This is a genomic window from Klebsiella aerogenes, from assembly GCA_029027985.1.
GTDB lineage: Bacteria > Pseudomonadota > Gammaproteobacteria > Enterobacterales > Enterobacteriaceae > Klebsiella > Klebsiella aerogenes_A.
In genome coordinates this window covers 1,938,503-1,959,855 of record CP119076.1, presented here as the reverse complement: position 1 = coordinate 1,959,855, position 21,353 = coordinate 1,938,503, and the positions used below count along the sequence as shown (strand labels likewise).

At 53.0% G+C, this 21,353-nt stretch carries 20 protein-coding genes and 1 pseudogene; 12 read left to right on the top strand and 9 right to left on the bottom strand.

The features are described 5' to 3' along the window. Positions 1-13 precede the first annotated feature (13 nt). Together dadX and PYR66_09300 are read right to left on the bottom strand one after the other, a co-directional pair. Positions 14-1,084 carry a catabolic alanine racemase DadX gene (dadX, locus tag PYR66_09305; GenBank protein ID WEF29872.1) on the bottom strand — a complete coding sequence of 357 codons (1,071 nt, stop codon included), beginning with the start codon at positions 1,082-1,084 and terminating at the stop codon, positions 14-16. Positions 1,085-1,093: 9 nt separating this feature from the next. Beyond that, on the bottom strand, positions 1,094-2,392 hold the full coding sequence (locus PYR66_09300; protein ID WEF29871.1) for a D-amino acid dehydrogenase: 1,299 nt from the start codon (positions 2,390-2,392) through the stop codon (positions 1,094-1,096). 321 nt (positions 2,393-2,713) lie between these two features. Here PYR66_09300 and PYR66_09295 point away from each other — a divergent pair, with 321 nt between their 5' ends. Next, a complete protein-coding gene (locus tag PYR66_09295; GenBank protein ID WEF29870.1) occupies positions 2,714-4,246 on the top strand; it encodes a SpoVR family protein in 1,533 nt (510 codons plus the stop codon). A 66-nt stretch (positions 4,247-4,312) separates the two neighbouring features. On the opposite strand, the gene fadR is transcribed toward PYR66_09295, so the two are convergent. Continuing rightward, positions 4,313-5,032 carry a fatty acid metabolism transcriptional regulator FadR gene (fadR, locus tag PYR66_09290; protein ID WEF29869.1) on the bottom strand — a complete coding sequence of 240 codons (720 nt, stop codon included), beginning with the start codon at positions 5,030-5,032 and terminating at the stop codon, positions 4,313-4,315. Positions 5,033-5,267: 235 nt separating this feature from the next. Between fadR and nhaB the strand changes: the two genes are divergently transcribed. The 8 genes and pseudogenes from nhaB (at position 5,268) to PYR66_09250 (ending at position 14,047) form a co-directional block, all read left to right on the top strand. After that, entirely contained in the window at positions 5,268-6,818 is a 1,551-nt protein-coding gene (gene nhaB, locus PYR66_09285; protein ID WEF29868.1) for a sodium/proton antiporter NhaB, read from the top strand. Positions 6,819-6,950: 132 nt separating this feature from the next. Continuing rightward, positions 6,951-7,481, top strand: a complete 531-nt coding sequence (gene dsbB / locus PYR66_09280) for a disulfide bond formation protein DsbB (GenBank protein ID WEF29867.1) — start codon at positions 6,951-6,953, stop codon at positions 7,479-7,481. Between the two features lie 120 nt (positions 7,482-7,601). Continuing rightward, complete coding sequence (locus PYR66_09275) at positions 7,602-7,946, top strand: DUF1971 domain-containing protein (GenBank protein WEF29866.1); 345 nt, start codon at positions 7,602-7,604, stop codon at positions 7,944-7,946. A gap of 539 nt (positions 7,947-8,485) precedes the next feature. Continuing rightward, positions 8,486-8,590: pseudogene (locus PYR66_09270) on the top strand (disulfide bond formation protein B). 471 nt (positions 8,591-9,061) lie between these two features. Beyond that, positions 9,062-9,637, top strand: a complete 576-nt coding sequence (locus PYR66_09265; GenBank protein WEF29865.1) for a fimbrial-like protein — start codon at positions 9,062-9,064, stop codon at positions 9,635-9,637. A gap of 210 nt (positions 9,638-9,847) precedes the next feature. Then, positions 9,848-12,247: a fimbrial biogenesis outer membrane usher protein gene (locus PYR66_09260; GenBank protein WEF30396.1), complete on the top strand. Its 2,400-nt coding sequence runs from the start codon at positions 9,848-9,850 to the stop codon at positions 12,245-12,247. Positions 12,248-12,253: 6 nt separating this feature from the next. Next, positions 12,254-12,997, top strand: a complete 744-nt coding sequence (locus PYR66_09255; protein ID WEF29864.1) for a molecular chaperone — start codon at positions 12,254-12,256, stop codon at positions 12,995-12,997. Between the two features lie 3 nt (positions 12,998-13,000). Beyond that, positions 13,001-14,047, top strand: coding sequence for a pilus assembly protein (locus tag PYR66_09250; protein ID WEF29863.1), 1,047 nt, complete (start codon positions 13,001-13,003; stop codon positions 14,045-14,047). 95 nt (positions 14,048-14,142) lie between these two features. Here PYR66_09250 and PYR66_09245 read toward each other — a convergent pair whose 3' ends face one another. From PYR66_09245 to PYR66_09235, 3 genes are all read right to left on the bottom strand, one after another. Further along, positions 14,143-14,589, bottom strand: coding sequence for a YcgN family cysteine cluster protein (locus tag PYR66_09245; GenBank protein WEF29862.1), 447 nt, complete (start codon positions 14,587-14,589; stop codon positions 14,143-14,145). A gap of 92 nt (positions 14,590-14,681) precedes the next feature. Continuing rightward, positions 14,682-15,341, bottom strand: a complete 660-nt coding sequence (locus PYR66_09240; GenBank protein WEF29861.1) for a fumarylacetoacetate hydrolase family protein — start codon at positions 15,339-15,341, stop codon at positions 14,682-14,684. A 17-nt stretch (positions 15,342-15,358) separates the two neighbouring features. Beyond that, on the bottom strand, positions 15,359-15,640 hold the full coding sequence (locus PYR66_09235; protein ID WEF30395.1) for a YcgL domain-containing protein: 282 nt from the start codon (positions 15,638-15,640) through the stop codon (positions 15,359-15,361). A gap of 126 nt (positions 15,641-15,766) precedes the next feature. On the opposite strand from PYR66_09235, the gene minC reads away from it, so the two are divergent. The 3 genes from minC to minE are packed head-to-tail and all read left to right on the top strand — an operon-like array spanning position 15,767 to position 17,577. Continuing rightward, positions 15,767-16,468 carry a septum site-determining protein MinC gene (gene minC, locus PYR66_09230; GenBank protein ID WEF30394.1) on the top strand — a complete coding sequence of 234 codons (702 nt, stop codon included), beginning with the start codon at positions 15,767-15,769 and terminating at the stop codon, positions 16,466-16,468. Between the two features lie 23 nt (positions 16,469-16,491). Further along, complete coding sequence (gene minD / locus PYR66_09225) at positions 16,492-17,304, top strand: septum site-determining protein MinD (protein ID WEF29860.1); 813 nt, start codon at positions 16,492-16,494, stop codon at positions 17,302-17,304. A 3-nt stretch (positions 17,305-17,307) separates the two neighbouring features. Beyond that, positions 17,308-17,577 carry a cell division topological specificity factor MinE gene (gene minE, locus PYR66_09220; protein ID WEF29859.1) on the top strand — a complete coding sequence of 90 codons (270 nt, stop codon included), beginning with the start codon at positions 17,308-17,310 and terminating at the stop codon, positions 17,575-17,577. 94 nt (positions 17,578-17,671) lie between these two features. On the opposite strand, the gene rnd is transcribed toward minE, so the two are convergent. The 3 genes from rnd to PYR66_09205 all read right to left on the bottom strand — a co-directional run bounded on the left by rnd (position 17,672) and on the right by PYR66_09205 (position 21,344). Next, entirely contained in the window at positions 17,672-18,787 is a 1,116-nt protein-coding gene (gene rnd, locus PYR66_09215; GenBank protein ID WEF30393.1) for a ribonuclease D, read from the bottom strand. 81 nt (positions 18,788-18,868) lie between these two features. Then, a complete protein-coding gene (gene fadD / locus PYR66_09210) occupies positions 18,869-20,554 on the bottom strand; it encodes a long-chain-fatty-acid--CoA ligase FadD (protein WEF30392.1) in 1,686 nt (561 codons plus the stop codon). Positions 20,555-20,762: 208 nt separating this feature from the next. Continuing rightward, the gene (locus tag PYR66_09205) at positions 20,763-21,344 is read right to left on the bottom strand and encodes a Slp family lipoprotein (GenBank protein WEF29858.1); all 582 of its coding nucleotides are present in this window, start codon (positions 21,342-21,344) and stop codon (positions 20,763-20,765) included. Between the last annotated feature and the right edge of the window lie 9 nt (positions 21,345-21,353).

The following is a 21,353-nucleotide window of genomic DNA, read 5'->3' as shown; positions in this document are numbered from 1 at the left end:
GCCTCACATTAAGTTACACCGTCACGACCGGGACGCGCGGCGCCAGCGCGCACATTAATTCATAACCGACGGTGCCGCTAGCCGCAGCGACATCGTCAATCTTAATGTCCTGCCCCCACAACTCAACCGGCGCGCCAATACCGGCCTGCGGACAAGGCGTCAGATCCACCGCCAGCATATCCATCGAAATACGCCCGACCGTCGTGGTCCGTACGCCATCGACCAGTACCGGCGTGCCGCTTGGCGCAACGCGCGGATAACCGTCGGCATAGCCGCAGGCGACAATGCCGATACGCTGCTCGCCGGAGGCCTGATACAGCCCGCCATAGCCCACCCGCTCGCCGTTTTTCAGCGTCTGTACGGCAATCACTTCACTGCTGAGCGTCATCGTAGGTTTCAGGCCGCTATTGGCGATATCCTGCCATTGCCCCGACGGCGACGCGCCGTAGAGCACAATCCCCGGACGAACCCAGTCAAAATGCGCTTCCGGATGCCACAGCGTAGCCGCTGAGTTTGACAGCGAACGCGGGCAATCAAGCCCTTCCGCCGCCTGCTCGATGCGGCGCATCGGCTCGACGATACCCTGCGGATCCTCCGCTTGCGCAAAGTGCGACATCAACGTCATTTCTCCGACGTTGGCAAGCGATCGCAGCTGTTGCCAGACGGTATGCACCCGCTCAGGCATGAAGCCCAACCGGTTCATGCCGCTATTCACCTTCAGATAAATATCCAGCGGCGCGTGCAGTTTAGCCTGCTGCAACGCTTTAATTTGCCAGTTGCTGTGCACGCTGGTGGTCAGGCGATACTTATCGAGCAACGCCAGTTCATCGGCGTGGAAGAAGCCCTCCAACAGCAGAATCGGCCCTTTCCAGCCATTCTCCCGCAGCAGAATCGCCTCTTCGAGGTTGAGCAGCGCGTAGCCATCTGCGGCGCTCAAGGCCTGCCACATCCGTGCCAGACCGTGACCGTAAGCATTGGCCTTCACCACCGCCCAAACGCGCGAGCCAGGGGCCGCGCGACGGACAATCTGTAAATTTTGTCGTAAAGCCGACAAATCAATGCTGGCTTTTACCGGACGAGACATGAGGACTCCTTAGTTATGCACGCCGTGCAGATGCTGGGCGCGAGCCGGAGTAAAGCCAGGGCTGTAGCGCGCCACCGCCAGATCGTCATACGGGATCGCCGGCGTACGCCCGGAGATCAGGTCGCTCAACAGCTGGCCGGAACCGCAGGCCATGGTCCAGCCCAACGTACCGTGTCCGGTGTTCAACCACAGGTTTTTGTAGGGCGTACGGCCAACCACCGGCGTACCATCCGGCGTCATCGGCCGCAGGCCGGTCCAGAAGGTGGCCTGCTCGACGTAGCCGCCGCGCGGGAACAGATCGCGCACGACCATTTCCAGCGTCTCGCGGCGCGGTTGCAGCAGTTCTTTATTAAAGCCGACGATTTCCGCCATACCGCCGACGCGAATACGCTGGTCAAAGCGGGTAATGGCGATTTTGTAGGTCTCATCAAGGATCGTCGACACCGGTGCGCCGCTCTCTTCGGCAATCGGAATCGTTAACGAGTAGCCCTTCAGCGGATAAACCGGGATATCCACCAGCCCTTTTAGCATCGCCGTCGAGTATGAGCCAAACGCCATCACATAGGCGTCGCCCTTGATAATCTCGTCGCCGCATTTCACGCCAGCGATCTGCTCGCCTTCATACAGCAGCGCATCAACAGACGTATTAAAGCGGAAAGTCACACCCGCCGCCTCAGCCATCGCCGCCAGGCGGGTGGTGAACAGCTGGCAGTCGCCGGTTTCATCATTGGGCAAGCGCAGACCGCCGGTCAATTTATGGCTGACTTCCGCCAGCGCCGGTTCCACTTCCAGCAGGCGGTTGGCTTCCAGTAGCTGATACGGTACGCCGGCATCTTCCAGCACAGCGATGTCGCGGGTGGCGTTTTCATACTGTTTTTCGGTACGGAAGAGCTGCAGGGTACCGCCCTGACGGCCTTCATACTGAATGCCGGTGGTTTCACGCAGCGCCTTCAGACAATCACGGCTGTATTCCGCCAGACGCACCATCCGGCCTTTGTTCTCCATGTAGTGGCGGGTATCGCAGTTACGTAGCATTTGCCACATCCACTTCAGCTGGAATTGCGTGCCATCAAGACCGATGGCCAGCGGCGCATGGCGCTGGAACATCCATTTGATCGCCTTCAGCGGCACGCCCGGCGCCGCCCACGGCGCAGCGTAGCCAGGGGAGATCTGTCCGGCATTGGCGGCACTGGTTTCTTCAGCGGGCCCTGGCTGGCGGTCAATGACCGTCACCTCATGCCCCGCCTGACTCAAATACCAGGCACTCGCTACCCCAACCACCCCACTTCCCAGTATGACGACTCGCATAGCCACTCCGTAATAGTTAAAGAACAATCATCTGATTACAAATTGATAACCCAGATGAAAATATTATTCAACATACGCTTTATTTATGGTGACTTATCTCACATCAAACCGCACCAGCGCTGACCCCAGAGATTTACTATCTCGTGCTACGCTTTATTTTTACTCAGCATAAAATGCTGCAACAATGTTAAATTAAGGCCTTTAGGATTGTGAAATCGCGAAGAAAAGAAATTACCCGCAGACGCAGTTTGTAATGGCGTGTTCTATGCTTGTTTAGAGGTTCTCCGCACAGAGAGAACCACCAACAACGAGGGCGCGCTAATGGCTACGATTGATTCCATGAACAGGGACACCACCCGTTTAAGCGATGGACCCGACTGGACTTTTGAACTGCTGGAAACCTATCTGGCCGAGGTCGATCGGGTGGCGAAGCTATACCGTCTCGACACCTACCCGCACCAAATCGAGGTGATCACCTCCGAACAGATGATGGACGCGTATTCCAGTGTCGGGATGCCCATTAACTACCCGCACTGGTCGTTCGGTAAAAAATTTATCGAAACTGAGCAGGCCTATAAGCACGGCCAACAGGGGCTGGCCTATGAAATCGTGATTAACTCCAACCCCTGTATCGCCTATTTAATGGAGGAGAACACCATTACCATGCAGGCGCTGGTGATGGCGCACGCCTGCTATGGACACAACTCCTTCTTTAAAAACAACTATCTGTTCCGCAGCTGGACTGATGCCAGTTCCATTATCGACTACCTGATCTTCGCGCGTAAATACATCACCGAGTGCGAAGAGCGCTACGGCGTCGATGAAGTCGAAAAGCTGTTGGACTCCTGCCACGCGCTGATGAACTACGGTGTCGACCGCTATAAGCGTCCGCAGAAAATCTCGCTGCAAGAGGAGAAAGCGCGGCAGAAAAGCCGCGAAGAGTATCTGCAAAGCCAGGTGAACATGCTGTGGCGTACCCTGCCGAAGCGAGAAGAAGAAAAAGCGATTGAGGCGACCCGCCGCTACCCTTCTGAGCCGCAGGAGAATCTGCTGTACTTTATGGAGAAAAACGCGCCGCTGCTCGAATCCTGGCAGCGCGAGATCCTGCGTATCGTGCGCAAGGTCAGCCAGTATTTTTATCCGCAGAAGCAGACTCAGGTAATGAACGAGGGCTGGGCGACATTCTGGCACTACACCATCCTCAATCATCTGTATGACGAAGGCAAAGTGACCGAGCGCTTTATGCTGGAGTTTCTGCACAGCCACACCAACGTGGTGTTCCAGCCGCCCTACAATAGTCCGTGGTACAGCGGTATTAACCCCTATGCGCTGGGTTTTGCCATGTACCAGGATATTAAACGCATCTGTCAATCGCCGACCGAAGAGGATCGTTACTGGTTCCCGGACATCGCTGGCTCCGACTGGCTGGAGACGCTGCATTTCGCCATGCGCGACTTTAAAGACGAGAGCTTTATCAGCCAGTTCCTGTCGCCGAAGGTCATGCGCGATTTCCGTTTATTCACCGTACTCGACGACGACCACAATAACTACCTGGAGATTTCCGCCATCCATAATGAGGAAGGTTACCGGGAAATCCGCTCGAAACTGTCGGCGCAGTACAACCTCAGCAACCTTGAGCCGAATATCCAGGTGTGGAATGTTGATTTACGTGGCGATCGTTCGCTGACGCTGCGCTACGTGCCGCATAACCGCGTGCCGCTGGATAAGAGCCGCCGTGAGGTGCTCAAACACGTCCACCGCCTGTGGGGCTTTGACGTTATTCTCGAACAGCAAAACGCTGATGGCAGCGTTGAGTTGCTGGAGCGCACACCGCCGCGACAGAACGCCTTGTAGCGTTGATTGATGCCAGAAAGCAAAACGCCCGGATTATCCGGGCGTTTTTGATTTATCGAGCCACGCTTAGCGTATATTCATCGCTAAATCGCCCGGCAGCGTTTTCTGCATCCGATGCCAGATCTCGCCACTGTTGTGACCATAGGCGCGAACGATTTCATACACTTTATCGTGCTGATTCTCTTCGCACACTTTCGCCAACTGGTGGTAGAAACCCAGCGCCAGGCTACGCGCTTCCGGATTGGCAAAGTAGTGACGACCGATACGGGTATACAGCCCCTTCATGCCGTTGAGGATCAGACCGTAGATCGGGTTGCCGGAGGCAAATGCCAGACCGCGGAAGATGTTGTAATCCAGATCGGCGAAGGCATCGGCGTGATCTTCAACTTCACGCGCTCTTGCCAGTACTTCCAGCGCTTTGTCCGGATGCTGACGGAAGGCAGTGCGAATAAAGATCGTCGAAATATTGGTACGAACCGAGAGCAAATTATCAATGAGCTGCGGTACGCTATCGTGGTCGAGACGCGCCAGTGTCTCAAGGATATTCAGCCCGGAAGTTTCCCAGAAGTTGTTGACCTTTGTCGGTTTACCATGCTGGATGGTTAACCAACCGTCGCGTGCCAGACGTTGCAACACTTCGCGCAGAGTGGTACGGGTTACACCAATCAGTTCAGAAAGTTCACGTTCAGCAGGGAGAATTGATCCAGGCGGGAAACGGTTATTCCAGATACTTTCAATGATGTACTCTTCCGCGAAACCCGCAGGGCTTTGCGCCTTAATGACCATAGTAAGATTTCCATTACACAGCGTTGCAAATTGCACTCATCATACCAGAGCAGCCATACGCCAGATAGCGTCTACAAGTAATTAAAAGGGGATCGCCGTTTCATTTTCAGCTTTTGCTTAGCGCATTCTATTACCTGCACCGCACCGCGAAGAAAGTTGCTTCCCATTTTGCTCAACTGGTAATCTTGCCAGCCTTACGCATAAAATCACGTTGTTTGACGGAAGGACCTCTGTCGTGGAAATGTCTTATGGCCGCGCCCTGTGGCGCAACTTTCTCGGCCAGTCGCCAGACTGGTACAAGCTCATCCTGCTTGTTTTCTTAGTCGTTAACCCGCTGGCGTTTTATCTTCATCCCTTTGTCGCCGGTTGGCTGCTGGTGGTGGAGTTTATCTTTACGCTGGCGATGGCGCTGAAGTGCTATCCCCTGCTGCCGGGTGGTTTGCTGGCGATTGAAGCGGTGCTGATCGGTATGACCAGCCCCGAACATGTGCGCGAAGAGATCGCCAATAACCTCGAAGTCCTGCTGCTGCTGATGTTTATGGTGGCCGGGATCTACTTTATGAAGCAGCTGTTGCTGTTTATTTTTACCCGCCTGCTGCTGGGGATCCGCAGCAAGATGCTGTTGTCGCTGGCCTTCTGCCTGGCCGCCGCTTTCCTCTCCGCCTTCCTTGACGCATTGACCGTCGTGGCGGTGGTCATTAGCGTGGCGGTTGGTTTCTACGGCATCTACCATCGTGTCGCCTCCGCGCGGCCTGATGATAACGACATGCTCGATGACAGCCATATCGACCAGCACTATCGCGATGTCCTCGAACAGTTCCGCAGCTTCTTGCGCAGCCTGATGATGCACGCGGGGGTCGGTACCGCCCTCGGCGGTGTAATGACGATGGTTGGCGAACCGCAAAACCTGATTATTGCCAAAGCCGCGGGCTGGCACTTCGGTGAATTCTTCATCCGCATGTCGCCGGTGACGCTGCCGGTGCTGATATGCGGACTCATCACCTGCCTGCTGCTGGAGAAATTCCGCCTGTTCGGTTACGGCGAACCGCTGCCGGAGGCGGTGCGTAACGTGCTGCAGGATTTCGATGACCGTAGCCGCCGGAGCCGCAGCCGTCAGGATCGGCTGCGTCTTATCGCCCAGGGCATTATCGGCGTCTGGTTGATTGCCGCCCTCGCCCTGCATCTGGCGGAAGTCGGCCTGATTGGCCTCTCCGTCATCGTGCTGGCCACCACGTTCTCCGGCGTGACCGACGAGCACGCAATCGGCAAAGCCTTCACCGAGGCGCTGCCGTTTACCGCCCTGCTGACGGTCTTTTTCGCTATCGTGGCGGTGATCATCGATCAACACCTTTTCGCGCCGATAATCGAGTTCGTCCTGCAGGCGTCGCCGCACGCTCAGCTGTCGCTGTTCTATCTGTTCAACGGTCTGCTTTCGTCTATTTCCGATAACGTCTTCGTCGGCACGGTGTACATCAACGAGGCGAAAACCGCGCTGGAGCATGGCGCTATCAGTCTGCAGCAGTTTGAAATGCTGGCGGTGGCCATCAACACCGGTACCAACCTGCCTTCCGTCGCCACCCCCAACGGGCAAGCAGCGTTCCTGTTCCTGTTGACCTCCGCGCTGGCGCCGCTCATTCGTCTCTCCTACGGGAGAATGGTGTGGATGGCGCTGCCGTATACTATCGTGCTGACGCTGGTCGGCCTGCTGTGCGTCGAGTCTCTGTTGATGCCGGCGACCCAATGGATGCTCAGCCACGGCTGGCTGGTTACGCCGTCGTTGTCATAGTCATCCGTTCCATGGCCCGGGTGCGTCCCGGGCTGTGAATATTCATTTACGTAATATTTTCCGACTAGCTGCTGGCGTCGCTTCGGTTTTCGTTTACACTGCCATGATTTAGCATGTTCCAGGGAAATGATAATGTTGCAATTCTTAAACCAGTGCTCAAGGGGACGCGGCGCCTGGCTCCTGATGGCGTTAACCGCTTTTATACTTGAATTAGTTGCGCTGTGGTTCCAGCACGTCATGCTGCTGCAACCCTGCGTATTATGCATTTACGAACGCTGCGCCCTGTTCGGTATTATGGGCGCGGGTCTGGTGGGCGCTATCGCGCCGAAAACCCCGTTGCGCTATGTCGCGCTGCTAATCTGGCTGTACAGCGCCCTGCGAGGTTTACAGCTGGCATGGGAACATACCATGATCCAGTTGCACCCTTCCCCGTTCCAGACCTGTGATTTCGCCGCCCGTTTCCCGACGTGGCTGCCGCTGGATAAATGGTTGCCGCAGGTGTTCGTGGCAACCGGCGACTGCGCGGCTCGTCAGTGGGAATTCCTGACGCTTGAAATGCCGCAATGGCTGGTGGGTATTTTTGCCGCTTACCTGGTCATTGGTCTGCTGGTGCTGATCGCCCAGCCGTTCAAAGCGAAGAAACGCGATCTGTTCGGTCGTTAAGCTATCTTGCCAGAATGCCAACGCTCCTTCGGGGGCGTTTTTTTATGCCGGTGAGTTGACGATGCCGCCTTAAAGTTGCATATTAAATGCAACTTATTCGCATCCACTAAGGAGCACATCATGTCTCACCTGCGTATTCCTGCTAACTGGAAAGTCAAACGCTCCACCCCATTCTTTACCAAAGAAAATGTCCCACCAGCGCTACTGACCCATCACAACACCGCAGCCAACGTTTTCGGCCAACTGTGCGTCATGGAAGGCACGGTAACGTACTATGGTTTTCATGATGAGCAGGCCACAGAGCCAGAAGTCAAAGTGGTGATTAACGCCGGGCAGTTCGCCACCAGCCCGCCGCAGTACTGGCATCGTATCGAACTGAGCGATGACGCCCAGTTCAACATCAACTTCTGGGTTGAAGACGATGCGCACGGCGAAGATGGCCTGTTCCACGCGAAGAAAGGCTAAAGTCCTCACCGCCTGCACGGTTGAAAATCCCTGCCAGGATGATTAAAGTCCTCGCCCGTAAAGGCTCGTCTACGTTGAGCCGGTAATGGGATAAACACCGTGAGCATAGTCTGGTATATGACGCTAGTCTGCATTGTCGTGGCGTACTTAATGATGCGTTTTCTACCCATCTGATCGCCTGAAGCAGCCATTGCGCCGGAGAGATCTGGCCGCTCGTCAACTCCGCACCACCCGGCCACCGCGCCGGGTTGATTTTTCCATACTCTCTGAGCAAATTTATCTAAAGTTCTCCACTCCCGCGCCGATGATGAATTGCCAAACGCGCCTGGTAATGATGACGTAAATGTGGGGTTCTGATGAGTAGAAACGGCTGGCGTTCTCTTAGTGTTGTTATTTTTCCATGTACTTTATTGTGGGCAGGAATTATCTGGCTGGCATTAAGAATGCTCGGGTATTGAAAGAGGCAGGGGAACCGCGCAAATGCACACAGGCATGCACGGTTCTGATTAGCATTTGCTGTGATCAGTAAAGATCGACATCCGCAATGGCTGGCGGGTATTTTTGCCGCTTACCTGGTCATTAGTCTGCTGGTACTGATTGCCCAACCATTTAAACCAAAAAGACGCGACCTGTTCAGCCGTTAATTGCCCTTCTACCCGCTGCGGCAGCTCCGCAGCTGGTCTATTTTTGCTCCCCTTCCCAGTTACCAATGCGCTTATCTGCCGTCATCGATAATTATCCCTCCCTTAAATTCAGCTAATTTTTTATTACGCACAATCAAAGAGTGTCACAATAATTTTATTTGTTTTATATAAGGTATAATTACCTATTATGCCCGATTTTAAATAAAACTGACAGGAAATTAATCGCCAATTATCAATTTTAAGAATTCATTCATCACTATCGCCATAATTCATACATACGGCACATCACTCAAATTAAAAACATAAAATTACGAAACATTTTAAACATCATTAAGTTTGGTAACTTGATGCATTAAGTAATTCTAATGAACACTACTCATGAAATGTGTTAATGTTTCGCCGCTGTAGTTAATTAATATTATTAATGCTACACATGTTTTTTCATATCAATATTGTAAAGGATTATATTCCATGTTTAAAAAAACATTATTTGCAGTGGTAACGGCCTCCTTATTCTCAGGCGCAGCATTCAATGCCAGCGCTGACGACCAGGGTCACGGTACCGTTAATTTCACGGGTACTGTGATCACCGCGCCATGTTCTGTGGCACCGGAAAGCAGCAATATCGACGTTTGGTTAGGTCAGGTAGCCGACAGCGTGTTGAATGGCAGCAGCGACGCTACCGCAGCTGACTTCTCTATCCATTTGATCGACTGTACTTTGGTAAAAGATGACGGTACTGGTAACCCCGTAACGACCAGTAAAGTCGACGTCACCTTTAGCGCCACCAATGTTGATGCCACCGATACCAGCCTTATCAACAATACCAAAGAAAATAACTACGGTGGTGCCAAGAATGTTGGCGTACGTATTCTTGACGCTAACTATAACAAGATCACGCTGGGCCAGCCTTTAGCGGTTAATTTTACCGACGTAAATAGCCCAACTCAGAATCTTGATTTCCATGCTCGTATGGAATCCCCGACCCACACGGCGAGTGAAGGCGATGTTGCAGCTCAAGCCACTTACGTTCTGACTTATCAGTAACAGAACACGGTTATTACAAACTCAAGCCGATGGGAAAACCATCGGCTTTTATGGTATCGTTTATTGACAGGGATGTTTTTTATGTGGACTTTAACGTTTTCTTGTTTTACATCCCTGAATTCATCTCTTTTCGTTAAACGGGTTTTACTTTCCGTCTGTATTTCCGCTGTATTATCTCCGGTGACCTTAGCCGTTGAGTTTAACACCGATATGATCGATGCAGAGGATCGCCAGAATATTGATTTATCGCAATTTGAAAAAAAAGGATATATCCCCGCCGGGACTTATCAAGTTCGCGTACAGATTAATAACAATATCTTGCCGCCAACCTATAACCTTGAATGGATGGAATCAAATAACGAAAATGGCTCCTTTCCCTGTTTCAGCCCGGCGCGCCTAACAGAATTTGGCTTTGCCGATGAGTTTATTCATTCACTGCCTCCCACTGGAGAAAATGGATGTGTTGATCTTAGCCATAAACCAGAACTGAAGGCTCAGCTCAACAGATCGTCGATGGTCCTGATGCTGACCGTACCGCAGGCATGGTTAAAGTATCATGCTAAAAACTGGACGCCGCCGGAGTATTGGGATAATGGCATTGCGGGTTTACTGCTCGATTACAACCTGTATACCAGCACGTACAACCCGAATCACGGCGATAGCACACAAAGTTTCAGCAGTTACGGTACGCTCGGTTTTAACCTCGGGGCATGGCGATTACGCAGTGATTATCAGTACAGCCAGTCCTTTATCAAAAATGAATCGACGGGTGTCACTCGCAGCCTGCCGCAGACCTACCTGTTCCGGCCGATGCCCTCTCTGGCAGCAAAATTTACCACGGGGCAGTATGACCTGCGTTCCGATCTCTACGATACATTCCACTTCACGGGCGCCTCGCTGGAAAGCGACGATCAGATGCTGCCGCCGGATTTACGCGGCTATGCGCCACAGATAAGCGGCATCGCCCAAACCAATGCTAAGGTCACCGTGGCGCAAAATGGGCGCACGCTCTATCAAACTACCGTTCCTCCTGGGCCATTCACCATTAGCGATCTGGGTTCAGCACTACAGGGGCAGTTAGATGTGACGGTAGAAGAGGAAGACGGGCGGAAAAGTTCGTTCCAGGTGGGCTCAGCTTCACTTCCCTTCCTCACACGGAAAGGGCTCGCCCGGTACAAAACCTCAGTCGGGAAACCGACTTCCAGCACGCATAACGATATCAATAACCCAACGTTTTGGACCGGGGAAGTCTCCTGGGGATGGTTGAACGATGTTTCATTGTATGGCGGCGCTATTCTGACCGCTGATGACTATCAAGCGCTAACCGGCGGCGTGGGTTTTAACCTGAATCAATTCGGCTCGCTATCTTTTGATGTTACCGGAGCCAAGGCTAATCTGCACAATCAGGACGGGAATCAGCAGCGCGGCTTCAGCTATCGAGCCAATTATTCCAAACGCTTTGAAGAAACCAATAGTCAGATCACCTTCGCAGGCTACCGTTTTTCTGACAAAGACTACGTCACCATGAACGAATTTATCAATTCACGCGATGGAGACAACAACTATGAGAATGAAAAGGAGAGTTATGTTCTCTCTTTTAACCAGTTTATCGATCAGATGAAGCTGAACACCTATTTCAACATCACGCGCAACACATATTGGGACAGCACGGCAAATACCAACTACTCACTTTCCATCAGCCACAGCTTTGATATTGGCGACTTCAAGGATATTTCCGCTTCGTTATCCATAGGTCGCGTACGCGCTGACGATTATGACGAGAATCAGTTCTATTTCTCCTTCACGCTTCCTTTGGAACACAGTCGCAATGTTACCTATAGCCTGCAGCGCTATGGTGATGACGCAGCCACGCAAACCGCCACCTACTACGACGGTTCCGACAGAAACAACAACTGGAACCTCTCCGTCACCGGTACCGATCATGAATTAACCACCGCAAAATCTGCGGTCCGCAGCTATTACCAACACTACTCACCCTACGGGCGTTTCAACGTTAACGGATCCGTGCAACCAAGCAACTATCGATCGTTTGGCGCAGGCTGGAGCGGCTCGCTCACCGCCACGCGATACGGCGCAGCACTCCACGACTATAGCCCAGGCAATACATCCCGCGTGATGGTTGATGCCGATGGTGTTTCCGGCATTGAAGTGAATAACAACCGTAGCGTGACAAATATATTTGGCATTTCCGTCGTGCCTTCTGTCGGTAATTACACCACGGCCACGGTAGCCGTCAACAGTAACAACCTGCCTGAAGGTGTCGATGTCAACAACTCGATCATTCGCACCACGCTAACCGAAGGCGCTATTGGCTATATGCCGTTGAAGGCGATAAAAGGCTATCAGATTGTTGGCGTTATTCGCCTTCCTGACGGCCAATATCCACCTTTGGGCGTCAGCATTACCGATAAAGACACCGGGCGCGACATGGGGCTCGTCGCCGATGACGGGTTTGTATATCTCAGCGGCGTCCATGAAAACAGCACTCTTACGCTGCAATGGAATAATAAAACGTGTGAAATTACGCCGCCGAACCACAGCAATCTTGACGGACAGGCGGTGATTATACCGTGCAAATATCAACATTAATTCAGGATGATAATAATGAAAGTTATGCTACTCAATAAAGGATTATTGTGTTTACTTAGCGCCTGCTTTGTCGCCAACGCCGCTGTATCTCCCGACAGAACACGCATTATATTTAATCAATCGGATAAAAGTGTCTCCGTACGTCTGACTAACCAAAGCCCCACCGTTCCCTATCTCGCCCAGTCGTGGATTGAAGATAAAGCGGGGAAAAAGTCGCGCAACTATATTACCGCTATCCCGCCACTATTGCGCCTGGAGGGAGGAGAGCAAGCGCAGATTCGACTCATGCCGCAACCCACGCTGGCGCAGTTGCCAGCTGACCGTGAAACGCTGTTTTACTATAATATTCGCGAAGTTCCTCCTCGCTCGGAAAAGAAAAACACCATGCAGATTGCTATGCAGAGTCGCCTTAAGGTGTTCTGGCGACCAAAGGCTATTCAAGTTGCCGAAGGTCAGCTTAATCTGATTGGTCAATTCGATATTAGCCGCTCCGCAACTGGGCTGACCATAAAAAATAAATCAGCTTATTTTATTACCGTTGGCTATATCGGCACCAACGGAAAAACGCTGCTGCCCAATACAGAGGGCATGATGGTGGAACCGTTTAGCGAAACCTCACAGACGATTAAAAATTTACCGGCTAATTTTCAGATCGGGCTAATCGGTGATTACGGTGGATTAAATATGTTTAAAGTGAGTTGCAATTCCGTACAGCTTGTCTGTCACAACGAATCAGTGAAAAAGGTCTAAGTAATGAATACGTTATTTCGGCTCTGCTGTTTGCTGCTGGCTCTTTTCATCGCCCCTGCATGGGCGGTTGAATGTTATCAAAACAACGCGGGAGGCCTTACCAGCGTCACGGCCACGCTTCCCGCCTTTACGATCCCAAACGATGCCCAGATCGGTAAGAAAATATGGGAAAGTCCCGATATTAATATTACCGTTTATTGCCAAAATGCCTCGGGCTGGAGAATAATAGAGACGACAGAAGAGGTTTATGCCTGGGTTAAATTACCCGAGCTTAATGGATCGGATGTGTTGAATAATCCCTATTTTACCTTTGGGGTTACCTACAATGGCGCCGACCACGAAGGGATACGCGAGGGCATTCCAACTCATACGTGTATGGACAGATACAGTGATAGCAGCAAGGCGTACCACGCTCCTGACTGTAACGGCACCACGCTACAAAAAAACATCACCTTCCCCGCCCGCTTTCGTTTATACGCCAAACTCAAGGCTTTTCCACCGGATGACAAGACAATCTACGATTTCGGGCCAATCAACGTATTGCAGTTTGATGGACAGGGTCAGGTGGATACATCATCGACCCATAACCTCCGGTACTATATTGATGGCCTCGACAATATCCACTTTCTCGATTGCAGCGTGGATATAAGGATTGATCCCGAGAGTCAGAACGTTGATTTTGGGCAGGTAATCTCCACTCTGGTCGCAACAAGTCCACCGAGACAGCCCTTCAGCGTTTCAACCGTTAAAGATCAGGCTGCAGGCTGTACGGAACAGTTTGACGTAACAACCAGTTTTTATACCGATGATACGCTCTATGACGCTACGCATTTGGATATGGGGAACGGACTGCTGATGCGTATATTGGACACTACCACCCACCGCGATGTGGAATATAACCAGTACGCCGCCTTTGCGACCTATGTTCCGGGCGAGTCAACAACCGTGGTTACCCATGACTATATCGCTGAATTAACGAAAAATCCGACGAAAGATATCGAGGACGGACCATTTAGCAAAAGTCTTATTATTAAGATTAACTATCAGTAAAACGCTTGAAACAGCAGCGGGCGCACAACGATTACCACGCCACGCGCCCGCCGCTTTATAGCCGTATGGCACTTTCTTATTTCATGGCACGGGGCTCAATCAGCCCATTCCGGTTTATTTAAAATGTGGTCCTGCCAGTCCCTTACCTCAGATTCTTTCACCGCAATATGGCGCACCGAAATACGCTCGCCGTGCATGGCCGCTTTGGAACCGGTAATCAGCGGGTGCCAGTGCGGCAGCGGCTTGCCCTCCGCCAGCAGGCGATAGGCGCAGGTGTGCGGTAGCCACTCAAAGGTCGGCAGGTTGTCACGCGTTAGCTTGATACAGTCTGGTTCATATTCGAAGCGGCGTTCATAGTTACGACACTGGCAGGTTTTGATATTGAGCTGCTTACAGGCAACGTTGGTGAAGTAAATTTCATCGGTGTCTTCATCCATCAGCTTGTGCAGGCAGCACTGCCCGCAGCCGTCGCACAACGACTCCCATTCGGCGTCGGTCATTTCATCAAGGGTTTTACTTTGCCAGAAAGGTAATTCGCTCATCGGGATGTCCACATCAAAAATCAGGTTGCACCTTATAACCAGTCTGGCACGCCGATGCAAGTTTTGCCGCCTCAAAAGGCGGCAAGCGGACGTTACAGCACGCGGGTAGACAACGTCAGGCCATTGAAACCGACTTCCAGCTCATCGCCGCTACTCAGCGGGCCAACCCCTTCCGGCGTTCCGGTCAGGATAATATCGCCGGCTTTGAGAGTGAAGAAGCGCGACATGTAGGCAATCAACGGCACGATTTTATGAATCATATCGGCGGTCGTCCCCTGCTGGCGGACGTCGCCATTAATCTTCAGGCTTAACGGCGTATTTTGCGGGTCGCCGTGAAACTCGGCGGCAGGAATAAAGCCGGAAATCGGGCAGGCATTATCGAAGCCTTTCGCCTTCTCCCACGGTTGCCCCGCCTTTTTCATCTTGCCCTGAATATCACGCAGCGTCAGATCCAGCGCCACGCCGTAGCCGGCAATCGCCTTCTGCACATGCTCTTCGGTCGCCTGGCGCAGGGTGCTGCCAATCAGTACCGCCAGTTCAACCTCATGGTGCACCGACCCTAATCCTTCAGGAAGCACCAACGGCTGGCGGATATCGCATAGCGCCGTTTCAGGTTTAATAAACAGCACCGGCTCTTCCGGCGTCGCGCTGCCCATCTCCTTAATATGTTTTGCGTAATTACTGCCGACGCAAACCACTTTGCTCACTGGAAAGTCCAGTAACTCACCCTGCCAGTTGTGATGTTGGTACATTCGTGTCCCTCAATGGGTTAATCGGATTTATTCCCCTGTTCCGCGAGGTGTTTCTTAAGTAAATTCTCAGGAGGGGGAGGAAGCTGAAGATAATAGCCCTGCTCGGTGAGCGCTTGTTTTACTTTATCGAGGTCAGCGTTAGCCAGCGTCTTCCGCCCGTCGAGCGGCAGCAGCATGGTCATCTGCGGCGTGCCGAAACTGGACATGAGCTCTGGCGGAACGCGCGAGAAATCGTCCTTTTTTTCGACATATAAATAGGTTTGTTCACGTTTAGTACTTCGATAGATCACACAAAACATAGTTTTACTCGGAATTAGACCCGTGGTCACTTGCCTCAATATATGAGTGACTATAACATGCCTTTTAGTCTTCGGAATATCACCGCACTTCGGCGGATGATAAACAGCAAATTGAGTAAGGCCAGGATGTCAAATACGCCAATCGAACTTAAGGGCAGTAGCTTCACTTTATCTGTCGTTCATATGCACGATGCAAATCCCGAGGTTATTCGTCAGGCGTTAGAAGACAAAATCGCCCAGGCTCCCGCTTTTTTACGTCACGCGCCGGTCGTGGTCAATGTCAGCAGCATCGAAGAAAGCGTCGACTGGCGCCCGATGCATGAGGCCATCGTCGCCACCGGTTTACGCATCATGGGCGTGAGCGGTTGTAAAATCTCCCGTCTGAAAACGGAAATTGACCGCGCCGGGATCCCGCTACTGACGGAAGGAAAAGAGAAAACCGCCCGTCAGGCGCCGCCGCCGGAACCCGTTGTACCGCCGCCAGTTGCCACACCGATCACAAAAACGCGTTTGATTGACCTGCCGGTACGTTCCGGTCAGCGCATTTATGCGCCACACTGTGATCTAATTGTTACAAACCATGTGAGCGCCGGGGCGGAACTTATCGCCGATGGTAACATCCATGTGTATGGCATGATGCGGGGACGCGCACTCGCGGGCGCAAGCGGCGACAGAGATGCCCAAATATTTTGTACTAACCTCTCGGCGGAACTGGTGTCCATCGCAGGGGAATATTGGCTGAGCGATAACATCCCAGCTGAATTTTATGGCAAAGCGGCGCGTCTGCGTTTGGGCGACGGCGCTTTGACAATTCAACCGTTCAATTGATCCCTTTTTAACAAGGAATTTCTATGGCACGCATTATTGTTGTGACTTCGGGTAAAGGGGGCGTTGGTAAGACCACCTCCAGCGCGGCCATCGCTACTGGTTTGGCCCAGAAGGGAAAGAAAACTGTCGTTATCGACTTCGATATTGGCTTGCGTAACCTCGACCTGATTATGGGTTGCGAACGTCGGGTGGTTTACGACTTCGTCAACGTAATCCAGGGCGATGCCACCCTCAATCAGGCGCTGATCAAAGATAAGCGCACTGAAAATCTCTATATCCTTCCGGCTTCTCAGACGCGTGATAAAGACGCCCTGACCCGCGAAGGCGTAGATAAAGTTCTTGAAGAACTGAAAAAGATGGATTTTGATTTTATCGTCTGCGACTCCCCGGCAGGCATCGAAACCGGTGCGCTGATGGCGCTGTATTTCGCTGACGAAGCCATCATCACCACTAACCCGGAAGTCTCCTCCGTACGCGACTCCGACCGTATCCTTGGCATTCTGGCGTCCAAATCCCGCCGCGCGGAAAATGGCGACGAGCCGATCAAAGAGCATCTGCTGCTGACGCGTTACAACCCTGGCCGCGTGAACAAAGGCGACATGCTGAGCATGGAAGACGTGCTGGAAATTCTGCGCATCAATCTGGTGGGCGTGATTCCGGAAGATCAGTCTGTGCTGCGTGCATCGAACCAGGGCGAGCCGGTGATTCTGGATACCATCTCAGATGCCGGTAAAGCCTATGCGGATACCGTGGAACGTCTGCTCGGAGAAGAACGTCCTTTCCGCTTCATTGAAGAAGAGAAGAAAGGTTTCCTCAAACGCCTGTTCGGAGGATAAATTATGGCATTACTCGACTTTTTTCTCTCGCGAAAAAAGAACACGGCTAACATTGCGAAAGAACGCCTGCAAATCATCGTCGCGGAGCGCCGCCGCGGCGACGCGGAACCGCATTACCTGCCGCAGCTGCGCAAAGATATCCTGGATGTGATTTGTAAATACGTACAGATCGACCCGGAGATGGTCAGCGTGCAGTTGGAACAACGCGATGGTGATATTTCGATTCTGGAGCTGAACGTGACCCTACCGGAAGCTGAAGAGTCGAAATCCTGACCCTATTGTCCCTTAACGGCGCTTAACCGCACCGTTAAAAAAACCGGCAGCGCAGTGCGTGGCCGGTTTTTTATTGACTGAATTCCACCAGGAATTAACGCGGATAGTCGTTCAACAGCGTTTTCAGACGATCGGCCATCAATTCGCCGCGCCAGCCGGACACCAGCTCCGGATCGCCATTTTTGGTTTTCAGCTGCCAGTGCCAGTTCAGCAACTGGTTAATCTGTCGGCGCGAAGCCAGCAGTTCGGCGCTAACGCCCTTCTCGACGCTAACGTCCTGCACCAGCGCCTTGATATCTTTAAAGGCTTTGCGGTAGCCCGGCATATCGATCAGATTCTGTAGCGGCTCGGGCAACGCCGACTCCGGCAGGGCCTGCGCCTTTTCAACCAGGCTAATCAGCGTTTTACCATGGAAGCGAATTTCGCTACCGGATAAACCGAGGCTATCGAGCTCGCCAAGGCTGCCCGGCATATAACGCGCCACGCTCCACAGATGCTCTTCGCGTACCACGAAGTTGACCGCCAGGTTACGTTCACGCGCCTTGCGCAGACGCCACTCCGCCAGCAGCTGTAGGCAGCCCAGCTGGCGCGTACGCAACTGCCAGGCATTGCCGATTTCACGCCAGGCTTCCGCCGGGTCAAGGATTTCCTGGCGGCGCTGCTGCATCAGATGGCACTCATTCAATGCCGCCGGTAGCCAGCCCGCGCTGTCAGTTTCCGCCATCAACTTGCTGGCGATCGGCAGCAGATACCAGACATCCGCAGCGGCGTATTCGCACTGACGTTCGGTCAGCGGACGCGCCAACCAGTCGGTGCGTGATTCGCTTTTATCCAACGCGACGCCGGTATACTCTTCAACCATCGAGGCAAAGCCCCATGACATCGGACGCCCACAGAAGGCCGCCAGGATCTGGGTGTCGATCAGCGGTTGCGGCATCAGGTTAAACGCGTTCAGGAAGACTTCTAAATCTTCGCTGCCAGCATGCAGATATTTGGTCACATCCTGGTTGAGCAACAGCTCGCGCATCGGCGCCCAGTCGTTGATGGTCAACGGATCGATCAGAGAAACCTGTTTGCCGTCGAACAGTTGTAGCAAACCGAGCTGCGGATAATAGGTGCGGGTACGGACAAACTCGGTATCCAGCGCAACCGCGGGCGCCGCGCTTGCCGCTTCACAGATAGCGCGCAGGCCATCGTCGGTGGTGATCATCTGATAGTTCAAATCTTACTCTCTTAACTTGCGCCCATAAAAAACGCCGGCTTAGCCGGCGTCAGGCGACTCACTCGTTGCTTAGGCTTTATTGTCTACTTTAGCACGGGCTTCGTCACGAAGTTCTCGTCGTAAAATTTTACCGACGTTGGATTTCGGCAACTCATCGCGGAACTCCACCAGCTTCGGTACCTTATAACCCGTAAGGTGACGACGGCAAAACGTCACCAACGCCTCCTCGGTTAATGTGGCGTCTTTCTTCACCACGAAGATCTTCACCGCTTCTCCGCTGCTGCCGGACGGTACGCCAACGGCGGCCACTTCCTGCACGCCGGAGTGCTGCATCACCACATCTTCGATTTCGTTCGGGTAGACGTTGAAACCGGAAACCAGAATCATATCTTTTTTGCGATCGACAATGCGCAGGAAACCTTCATCATCCATCACCGCAATATCGCCGGTATGCAGCCAGCCGTCTTTGATGATTTCATCGGTGGCATCCGGGCGTTGCCAGTAACCCAGCATCACCTGCGGTCCTTTGATGCACAGTTCGCCCGGTTCGCCCGGCGCGACTTCGTTATCATCGTCATCCACCAGCTTAGCTTCGGTTGAGGGTACTGGCAGGCCAATGCTGCCGCTATGATAGTCGATATCATGCGGATTGACGCTTACCAACGGCGAGCACTCGGTCAGGCCGTAGCCTTCCAGCAGATACTGCCCGGTCAGTTTCACCCAACGCTCCGCCACCACCTGCTGCACCGGCATGCCGCCGCCAGCGGAAAGGTGCAACGACGAGAAATCAAGCTGCTGGAACTCTTTGTTATTCAACAACGCGTTAAACAGGGTGTTTACCCCGGTCATCGCGGTGAAGGGATATTTCGCCAGCTCTTTCACCAACCCAGGAATATCGCGCGGGTTGGTAATCAGCAGATTCTGCCCGCCCAGTTCGATAAACAGCAGGCAGTTCATAGTCAGCGCGAAGATGTGGTACAACGGCAGCGCGGTCACCACCAGCTCTTTGCCGCGGTGCAACAGCGGGCCGTAGGTGGCGTTAACCTGCTCAAGATTCGCCAGCATGTTGCGGTGGGTCAGCATCGCCCCTTTCGCCACGCCGGTGGTGCCGCCGGTGTACTGCAGGAAGGCCAGGTCTTCAGCGACGATTTCCGGCTTCACATACTGCATGCGATAGCCCTGCTGCAAGGCGCTACGAAACGAGATGGCGTCCGGCAGGTGGTATTTTGGCACCAGTCGCTTGATGTACTTCACCACGAAGTTGACCAGCGTTCCCTTGGCGGTGGAGAGCTGATCGCCCATCCGCGTCAGGATAACGTGCTTAACCTGGGTTTTCTCAACCACTTTTTCCAGGGTATGCGCAAAGTTGGAGACGATCACAATCGCCGCCGCGCCGCTGTCATTGAGCTGGTGTTCCAACTCGCGCGGGGTATACAGCGGATTCACGTTAACGGCAATCATCCCGGCGCGCAGAACACCAAACAGCGCTACCGGGTATTGTAGTAGGTTAGGCATCATCAGCGCGACGCGGTCGCCCTTCTGCAGCCCTAATCCCTGCTGGAGATAAGCGGCGAAAGCGCGGCTGCGCTCTTCCAGCTTACGATAGGTCATCACCTCGCCCATGTTGATGAATGCCGGTTGATCGGCATAGCGCGTGGTGGCGTGTTCAAACAATTCAACCAGGGATTGATAGCGGTCAGGATTTATCTCCGCCGGAACATCGGCGGGATAACGGTTTAGCCAAACCTTTTTCACTGCATCACCTCTGAAATAGTTATTCGTCGTCATCACAGCCCCTGATCAACAAACATTCTGTTAACATTATATTAACTCAGCGTACCAGTTTATTAATTAGGCGTTTTTCAGGTTGCGAAGCGCGTCACTATTTATTTTTCTTATGAGACTAAAAAACACGAAACAGCGGGCTAGCCGCTGTTTCTATTCCATTATAAAAACAACAAAATCATTCCGTTACGACATTTCTTACTTCAGCCGGGCCCGGATTATACCACCCCCAGCCGCCGTATCCGTAACCCCAGGGACGCGGCCCCAGCATCCACGGATCGATGGGCTGCGGCGGCATCACCACCTGCTGCACCACGTTCCAGCGCTTATATCCGGTGGCATTCATCAGCATGAATTTATATGATGTGGCGCCGATTTTACCGTCGACAACGCCGCTAATCGGCCCGACCACCGTCACCAGTTGACCGCGGAAATCGACCGGATCAAGGAAACCATTCACATCAGCGAAGATGCGCCCGCGCGACGGTTCACCCAATTCCGGGCGCGCCCCGCTATCCAACGGTACGGTGGCGATTTCTAAGCGGGTTTTCCCTTGTTGGTTCTGCACGTTGACGACCTTGCCGCCAAAACGCGCTTCCTGGCCGATATACAGCTGCGGCGCGTTCATTACCCGCACTAAATCTTGCTGCGGCGTTGGGCTGGTGCCTTTAATAGCGTCCGGCACCGACACGCAGCCGCTTAGCGCAACGGCAACCGCCGCGGCTAACAGCCAACGGACACCCTGTTTTTGACTCGCCATGATGCGACT

Coding starts and splice junctions, on each gene's coding strand:
- dadX (WEF29872.1), bottom strand. CDS start 1,084: ATGTCTCGTCCGGTAAAAGCCAGCATTGATTTGTCGGCTTTACGACAA.
- PYR66_09300 (WEF29871.1), bottom strand. CDS start 2,392: ATGCGAGTCGTCATACTGGGAAGTGGGGTGGTTGGGGTAGCGAGTGCC.
- PYR66_09295 (WEF29870.1), top strand. CDS start 2,714: ATGGCTACGATTGATTCCATGAACAGGGACACCACCCGTTTAAGCGAT.
- fadR (WEF29869.1), bottom strand. CDS start 5,032: ATGGTCATTAAGGCGCAAAGCCCTGCGGGTTTCGCGGAAGAGTACATC.
- dsbB (WEF29867.1), top strand. CDS start 6,951: ATGTTGCAATTCTTAAACCAGTGCTCAAGGGGACGCGGCGCCTGGCTC.
- PYR66_09275 (WEF29866.1), top strand. CDS start 7,602: ATGTCTCACCTGCGTATTCCTGCTAACTGGAAAGTCAAACGCTCCACC.
- PYR66_09265 (WEF29865.1), top strand. CDS start 9,062: ATGTTTAAAAAAACATTATTTGCAGTGGTAACGGCCTCCTTATTCTCA.
- PYR66_09260 (WEF30396.1), top strand. CDS start 9,848: ATGATCGATGCAGAGGATCGCCAGAATATTGATTTATCGCAATTTGAA.
- PYR66_09255 (WEF29864.1), top strand. CDS start 12,254: ATGATAATAATGAAAGTTATGCTACTCAATAAAGGATTATTGTGTTTA.
- PYR66_09250 (WEF29863.1), top strand. CDS start 13,001: ATGAATACGTTATTTCGGCTCTGCTGTTTGCTGCTGGCTCTTTTCATC.
- PYR66_09245 (WEF29862.1), bottom strand. CDS start 14,589: ATGAGCGAATTACCTTTCTGGCAAAGTAAAACCCTTGATGAAATGACC.
- PYR66_09240 (WEF29861.1), bottom strand. CDS start 15,341: ATGTACCAACATCACAACTGGCAGGGTGAGTTACTGGACTTTCCAGTG.
- PYR66_09235 (WEF30395.1), bottom strand. CDS start 15,640: ATGTTTTGTGTGATCTATCGAAGTACTAAACGTGAACAAACCTATTTA.
- minC (WEF30394.1), top strand. CDS start 15,767: ATGTCAAATACGCCAATCGAACTTAAGGGCAGTAGCTTCACTTTATCT.
- minD (WEF29860.1), top strand. CDS start 16,492: ATGGCACGCATTATTGTTGTGACTTCGGGTAAAGGGGGCGTTGGTAAG.
- minE (WEF29859.1), top strand. CDS start 17,308: ATGGCATTACTCGACTTTTTTCTCTCGCGAAAAAAGAACACGGCTAAC.
- rnd (WEF30393.1), bottom strand. CDS start 18,787: ATGATCACCACCGACGATGGCCTGCGCGCTATCTGTGAAGCGGCAAGC.
- PYR66_09205 (WEF29858.1), bottom strand. CDS start 21,344: ATGGCGAGTCAAAAACAGGGTGTCCGTTGGCTGTTAGCCGCGGCGGTT.